Source organism: Kitasatospora sp. NPDC086009, assembly GCF_044540385.1.
GTDB lineage: Bacteria > Actinomycetota > Actinomycetes > Streptomycetales > Streptomycetaceae > Kitasatospora.
The window spans coordinates 1-6,850 of the sequence record NZ_JBITSA010000042.1 but is presented as its reverse complement, the minus strand read 5'-3'; the positions used below and the strand labels follow the sequence as shown (position 1 = coordinate 6,850).

The 6,850-nt window shown below is 70.4% G+C and carries 5 protein-coding genes; 4 read left to right on the top strand and 1 reads right to left on the bottom strand.

What is annotated here, in order from left to right:
• Positions 1-252: 252 nt before the first annotated feature.
• Positions 253-714 (bottom strand): hypothetical protein, encoded by a 462-nt coding sequence (locus tag ACIF6L_RS38585; RefSeq protein ID WP_396491932.1) that lies wholly within the window; start codon positions 712-714, stop codon positions 253-255.
• 628 nt (positions 715-1,342) lie between these two features.
• On the opposite strand from ACIF6L_RS38585, the gene ACIF6L_RS38580 reads away from it, so the two are divergent.
• The 4 genes from ACIF6L_RS38580 (at position 1,343) to ACIF6L_RS38565 (ending at position 6,673) form a co-directional block, all read left to right on the top strand.
• Positions 1,343-2,737 carry a DUF1254 domain-containing protein gene (locus tag ACIF6L_RS38580; protein ID WP_396491933.1) on the top strand — a complete coding sequence of 465 codons (1,395 nt, stop codon included), beginning with the start codon at positions 1,343-1,345 and terminating at the stop codon, positions 2,735-2,737.
• Between the two features lie 108 nt (positions 2,738-2,845).
• On the top strand, positions 2,846-4,162 hold the full coding sequence (locus ACIF6L_RS38575; protein ID WP_396491934.1) for a DUF1254 domain-containing protein: 1,317 nt from the start codon (positions 2,846-2,848) through the stop codon (positions 4,160-4,162).
• A 118-nt stretch (positions 4,163-4,280) separates the two neighbouring features.
• Positions 4,281-4,952, top strand: coding sequence for a GAP family protein (locus ACIF6L_RS38570; RefSeq protein ID WP_396491935.1), 672 nt, complete (start codon positions 4,281-4,283; stop codon positions 4,950-4,952).
• Positions 4,949-6,673, top strand: coding sequence for a SulP family inorganic anion transporter (locus ACIF6L_RS38565; RefSeq protein WP_396491936.1), 1,725 nt, complete (start codon positions 4,949-4,951; stop codon positions 6,671-6,673). The genes ACIF6L_RS38570 and ACIF6L_RS38565 overlap by 4 nt, the downstream gene beginning before the upstream one ends.
• Positions 6,674-6,850 lie beyond the last annotated feature (177 nt).

Sequence of the window (6,850 nt, the reverse complement as noted above, 5' to 3'; positions counted from 1 at the left end):
CTCACCCGATCGAGACTCCCGTTCGACCAGCACCCCTCAAGATCGGAACGACAACAGCCACTGACTCCAGCGGAAGGTCAGTCCTGGCTCCGGTGGAGGGAGCGGTGGGGTTGCTGCCCCAGTGCCGCAGGCCGGTCCCCGGCTGGCCCTGGCCACCCACCGGGAACGGCAGCCGGCCTGGCGGCTGCCGTCAGAGCAAAGTCGGCGTCCCGGTCGCGCATCGACCAGGACACCGGCAGAGGCAGGCACAGCTCAGGAGGCAGCCACAGGCGTCGGGTCCTCAAGGCTGTCGATGACCAGGTCAGTGAGGCGGACCTGGTACCAGACGTTTTGGCTGGTGCCGTCGGCCCAGTTCTCAGTGACGATGATCTTGGTGTGGGTGGGGGTGCTGTCGCTCTCTGTCGTCGACCAGGTCTTGGGGAGCTTCTGCGCGCGCAGGACCGGGTCCGTCTGGTGGTTGGAGCCCCAGGCGGTGAGCGCCTCGTCGAGTTCGGTGGTGAGGTACTCCTCGCGGACCTCGAGAGGGCTCTTGCCGTCGTGCTGGCGGCCCTCCGTAGCGTCGAGGTAGTCCTGGAAGAAGCTGGCCACCTGCTGTTCCGACCGCGATGACCAGTCCTGTGCCTGGGCGGGAAGGGTGAGCAGGCTGGAGCTCGCCAGCAGGGTCACGGCGCAGGCGCCGACCACGACGCCGCGCAGCTTCGTCCGGTAGGACATGCAGATCTCCTCACACCATCAGCCCTGACCTCATGTCAGCGCTTGGATACGAAGAGTGAAGCATCCGTGGACGAACCCATGGCTTAGGCGCACGGAGCCTGGACGGGGACCACCGAAGGCTGCTTCGGCTCGGACCCCGGGCGACGTCCGGTCGGGACGAGTCGGCGCCGACCACGCCTGACCTACCGGCTCCCCGGCAGCCATTGAGCGCAGTCGCCTTCGATTTCTGGCCCAGCGTCAACACTGACCGACAGCTCCAAAGCGGGCCCTCCACGGAGTCAGAACTGACCTTCCGCTGGAGTCAGTGGCTGTTGTGGTTCCGATCCTGATGGATGCTGGTCGAACGGGAATCTCGGCCGAGTGCGTGCGGCCGCCCCCGCTCATGAAACCGGGAGGCTTGGTAGCTCGAAGATGTCTACGCCGAGGAGCGGTCCAGGGGCAGTGTTGTCGCGGTTTTACACCACCACCGTGGGTTCGAAATCTGGGCCGCTGCGCGAGGTGACGGCCCGGGCATGGGCGTCGGCTCCGGAGGTGGGGCCGCAGCCCCACCCGGGCGGCAGGTTCCGGGATCGTCCGCACGGCCCCGGACCGGGATGCGCGAGCCGTAGATCGCTCGTAGCGTCTGGGCATGAGCGATGACGTGCGGCTTCCCGGTGGGCTCGGTTCGGTGCGGATGGCGGGCGAGCTGCCCGAGCGGGCGGACTTGGACCTGGTGTTCGACGAGCTCGACCACCAGATGGCCTGTCAGGCGTACCTGTGGGCGGTGCCGCTGGTGTCGTACGCGCAGTGGCAGAAGGTGCATCGGGAGGTGTTCGGGGCGGGGCCGTTCGACCTGGTCCACTACGTCAGCTACCGCGACCGGCTCGGCCTGATCACCGCTAACGCGACCACCCCCTACCTCCTCAACTTCATCGACCTCTCCGCCACCGGACCGCTGGTGATCGAGCTGCCAGCCGGGCCCACGGCTGGCGGGGTGTCGGACTTCTGGCAGCGCGAGATCGCCTCGATGGGCGAGATGGGCCCCGACAGGGGCGAGGGCGGCCGCTACTTGGTCCTCGCCCCCGGGCAGCAGGCGCCGGCCGACGCCGAGGGCCTGCGGGTGCTGGTGTCCACTGGCACCAACATCATGTTTGGGTTTCGCACCCTGGACCCCGACCCCGCCCGCTCGAAGGAACTGGTGGACGCGGTCCGGCTCTACCCGTACGGGCGGCGCGAGAGCACGCCCGCCACCCGGATCGTCTCGCCGCAGGGCCGCCCGTGGTCCGGTGACCAGCCGCGCGGCCTGGAGTATTGGGAGCGCCTGCACGCCGTCTACCAGGACGAGGTGGTCGACGAACGCGACCGCTTCTTCCTCGCGATGCTCAAGCAGCTCGGCATCGAGAAGGGCCGGCCCTTTGCCCCGGACGGGCGCCTGACCCGGATCCTGACTCGGGCGAGCGCGGCGGGGGAGCTGATGGCGCAGGCGAACTCCTTCGCCAAGCGGTTCGACGGCTCGCGCTACTGGCCCGACAGGCAGTGGGACCTGGCGTTGATGCTGGACCGCTCCGACCAGCGGGCCGAGCACCACGACCAGCTCCTTGAGCGCGCGGCCTGGTTCTACGAGGCCGTCAGCTTCTCCGTCGCGATGAAGAGCAGCACCCCCGGCCTGGGCCAGGCCTACCTCGGCTGCTACACCGACGCCGACGGCCAGTGGCTCGACGGCGGCCGGACCTACACCCTGCACGTGCCTGCCGACGTGCCCGCCAAGCTCTTCTGGTCCGCCACCGTGTACGACGCCGCGACCCGCTGCTTGGTCGACAACCCGCAGCAGCGCGGCGACCGCGGCTCGCGCGACCCCGAACTGAGCCCGAACGCGGACGGCTCCGTCGATCTGCACTTCGGCCCCGAACCCCCCGCCGCCGGCGAGTCGAACTGGGTGCAGACCCTGCCGGGCAAGCACTGGTTCTGCTACTTCCGCTTCTACGGACCGCTCGAACCGTATTTCGACCGCACTTGGAAGCTCGGCGACATCCTCCCCGCCTGAACCGTCGCCCTGCGGGCCCGACACCGCCGGGAGGCGCCGCGTCCCCGCCGACGCCGCAACCATCGGCGTGATATGTCTCATTAATTGCTATTCGAGGGAGGGTGTGACATGGACGGTGGAAGCCCTACCGGCCCGGTGACCGCGCGTGAGACCGCCGCCGAGGCCTGGATCTGGGGATACCCGCTGCTGGAGAACTACCGGACGATGTACCCGCAGGCCATCGACGACGCCGATCCCCGCTACGTCGGCGGCTTCGGCGTCTTCCGGCACTACCCGCAGCCCTTCACTCCGGCCAACACCGACGTCGTCACCCCCAACAACGACACCCCGTACTCCTGGGCCTGGCTGGACCTGAGGGCGGAGCCGTGGGTGGTCGAGGTCCCTGCGATGGACCGCTACTACGTGATCCCCCTGCACGACCTGGACACCAGCTACGTCGGGTTCATCGGCTCGCGCACCACCGGCCAGGAGCCGGGCCGTTACCTGGTCACCGGACCGCGCCACCGGGACGTGGCGGCCGACGGCTTCGACGCCGTGCTGCGCGCCGACACCGACCTGGTCGGCATCCTGGGCCGCACCTACCTCGGCGGACCGGACGACGTGCCGGAGCTGGAGAAGGTCCAGGCCCGGTACGTGCTGAAACCGCTCAGCGAGCACCTCGGCACCGACCCGGCGCTGGCGGTCGAGCCGCAGTGGCCCATCTGGCGGGAGGAGGCGCTCGACAGCCTCGAGTTCTTCACCCTCCTGGACTTCCTGCTCGGCTTCTTCCCCGTCCTGCCCGCCGACGCCGACCTGCGCGCCCGCTTGGACCAACTCGGCATCGGAAGCGGCGACTTCGAACCCGCCGCCCTCACCGAGCAGGTCCGTGAAGAGCTGCGGCAGGGGATCGCCGACGGCCGCGCCGCGCTCACCGAGGCCGCCTCCCGGGCCCAGGACTCCACCGGCTGGTTCGGCACCCGCGCCCAGCACGGCAGCGACTACCTGACCCGCGCGGTCGGCGTCGACAAAGGCCTGTACGGACTGCCCGCCGAAGAGGCCTGGTACGCGGGCTGGCTCGCCGACGACCAGGGCAACCGGCCGCCCGACGCCAGCGAACGCGACTACGTCCTGCACTTCCCGCCCGGCGAGCTCCCGCCCGCCCGCTTCTTCTGGTCCGCCACCATGTACCGGCTGCCCCAACGGCTGCTCGTCGACAACCCCGTCGACCGCTACTCGATCGGCGACCGCACCTCCGGCCTGGTGTACGGCGACGACGGCTCGCTCACCCTCTACGTCCAGCGCGAACGCCCCGCCGACCCCGCGCAGGCGGCCAACTGGCTGCCCGCCCCCGACGGCCCGTTCTCCATCGCGATCCGGGTCTACGGCCCGGCCCCCGAAATCCTCGACGGCCGCTGGCAACGGCCCCAACTGTCCGTCCGCACCTGAACCCCGGCGCCACGGCCGGGGCCGCAGGGTCGGACCCGAGCGGGCCCCTCCACGGTGGGCACCCGCGGTCACGACCCGTGCGCCCGCCCCGGTTCACCAATGAGACGAGGAGGCACCCGTGGGTGAGGCGATCGGTTCGATGCTGGCCTCCGCGGTCGGCATCGCCATCAGTCCGCTGCCGCTGATCGCGGTGATCCTGATGCTCTCCACCCTGCAGGGGAAGGCGAACGGCGCGGCCTTCACGGCAGGCTGGACAGTGGCCCTGGCCGCGGTGACCACCGTGGTGGTGCTGGCCGGCTCGAACATCGACACCGGCGCGGACAAACCGACCTGGTCGTACTGGCTCAAGCTCGCCCTCGGCGTGCTGTTCCTCCTCCTGGGCGCCAAGCAGTGGCACGGCCGCCCGCGCGAAGGCCACGTCGCCGAACCGCCGAAATGGATGCGGGCCATCGACACCTTCACCCCCGCCAAATCGGCCGGCCTCGCGGCAGCCCTGGTCGCCGCGAACCCGAAGAACCTCGTCCTCGCCGTCGGCGGCGCCGTCACCATCTCCACCAGCACCGCCTCAGCAGGCGGCAAGACGGTGGCGACCGTGCTCATGGTGCTGATCGGCTCGCTGTGCACCCTGCTCCCGCTCGGCGTCTACCTCCTCGGCGGGCAGAAGTCCGCGAAGGTGCTGGGCGAGGGGAAGGCGTGGATGTCCGTCCACAACAGCGCGATCATGACCGTGGTCCTCGTGGTCCTCGGCGCCAAGTACGTCGGGGACGCCGTCTCCGCCCTGGCCGGATGAACCGCACGCCCCGGCTTCCACGGCTCGCGGGGCCGAAACCCGCCGACGTCACAGCCGGGCTCGTGACCGGCCTGTTCTCCATCCCCGAGGGCATGGCCTACGCCGCCATCGCCGGGTTCAACCCGGTCGCCGGCCTGTTCTCCGGCGTCGTGCCCGCCATCGTCGGCTCCCTCACCGCCCGCACCGTACTGATGGTCACCACCCTCACCAGCGCCATCTCCCTCACCGCCCAGAGCGTCCTGGCCGACGCCGGACTCGACCCCGCGAGCAGCGGCAACATCGCGATGCTCACCGTGATGACCGGGCTCGTCATGCTCCTTATGGGCGTCCTGCGGCTCGGTGTCGTGCTCTCCTTCGTCTCCAACGCGGTGATGACCGGCTTCTCCGTCGGCATCGCGGTTCAGATCATCACCGGCGTCCTCAAGGACGCCACCGGCTACAAGCCGCACGGGCACAACAAGCTCGCCCAGCTCGCCGACTGGCTCGCCCACGCCGCCTCCTGGCAGCTCGCCGCCACCTTGACTGCCGCCGCCACCATCGCCGTCTGGGCGCTCGCCCACACGGTCGAGCGCCTTCGCACCGTCGCGCTGCTAGTCGCCATGGTGGCCGTCAGCGCGGCAGTCGCCGTGCTCGGCACGGACGTGGAACTCGTCAAGGGCATCGCCGACATCCCCTCCGCACTGCCGCACCTCACCGCACCCGACTGGTCCGCCTTCCCCCACCTGCTCGGCGGCGCCCTCTCCATCGCCCTGGTCGCCCTCGCCCAGGCCGCCGGCATCGCCCCCACCGTCCCCAACCCCGACGGCACCCGCTCCTCCGTCAACGGCGACTTCGCCGCCCAGGGCCTGGCCAACACCACCGGCGGCCTCTTCCAGTCCCTGCCGGTGGGCGGCTCCCTCTCCCGCACCGGCGTCGCCGTCTCCACCGGCGCCCGCACCCGCTGGGCCGGGATCTTCTCCGGCCTGTGGCTCGCCGCGATCGTCCTGACCCTCGCGCCCCTGGCCGAGCACATCCCGATGCCCGTCATCGGCGGCCTGATCATCGTCGTCGGGGCCGAACTCATCACCGGCAAGATCCCCGACATCCGCCTCGTCCTGAAGACCTCCCCCCTGTCCACCACCGCGATGGCCCTGACCTTCCTCGCCACCACCCAACTGCCCCTCCAACAGGCGATCATCCTCGGCGCCGTCCTGTCCCTGCTCCTGTACTGCGCCCAGGCCGCCCGCCAAGGACGCCTGCTCGCCCTGCAACCCGCGGGCGACGGCCACTGGACAACCGCCGCCCCACCCGCCCGCCTCACTCCCGGACAGGTCACCGTCCTGGACTACAACGGCGTCAGCCTCTTCGCCGAACTGCCTCGCATCGAACGCGACTGGCCCGCCCCCGCCCCGGACGCCGTCCTGATCCTGGTGGTGCGCAACCTCCCCGACGTGCCGTCATCCGCCATGATCAAGCTCCTGCGCCGCAAGGCCGACGAACTCCACCAAACCGGCGGCCGACTGATCCTCGCCGGAGTCCAACCCCCGCTCGCGAAGATCGCCACCGACACCGGACTCGCCGACCACCTCGGCCCCGGCGGCATCGCGCCCGCCACCGGCGTCCTCTTCGGCCCGCTCGAATCCGCTCTGCGCGACGTCGACTCCTGGCTCACCACCCGCCCCGGCAGCCGACCCCGGCCCCGGTCTGAAACCGGCGAGCAGGGCCCGACACCCCAGCCGTAGAGACGCCGACCTCAACCACCGCCGCGAGTCCTCAACACACCACCGGCACACCAGGTTCGGCTCGACCCCGAATCCGTGCGGGCCGATCACCGAACATTCCGGCGTCGAAGCACGAGCATGACCGGCTGTTGTCGTTCCGGTCCTGAATGCCGACCGCAGGATCCCCGCCCGAGTGAT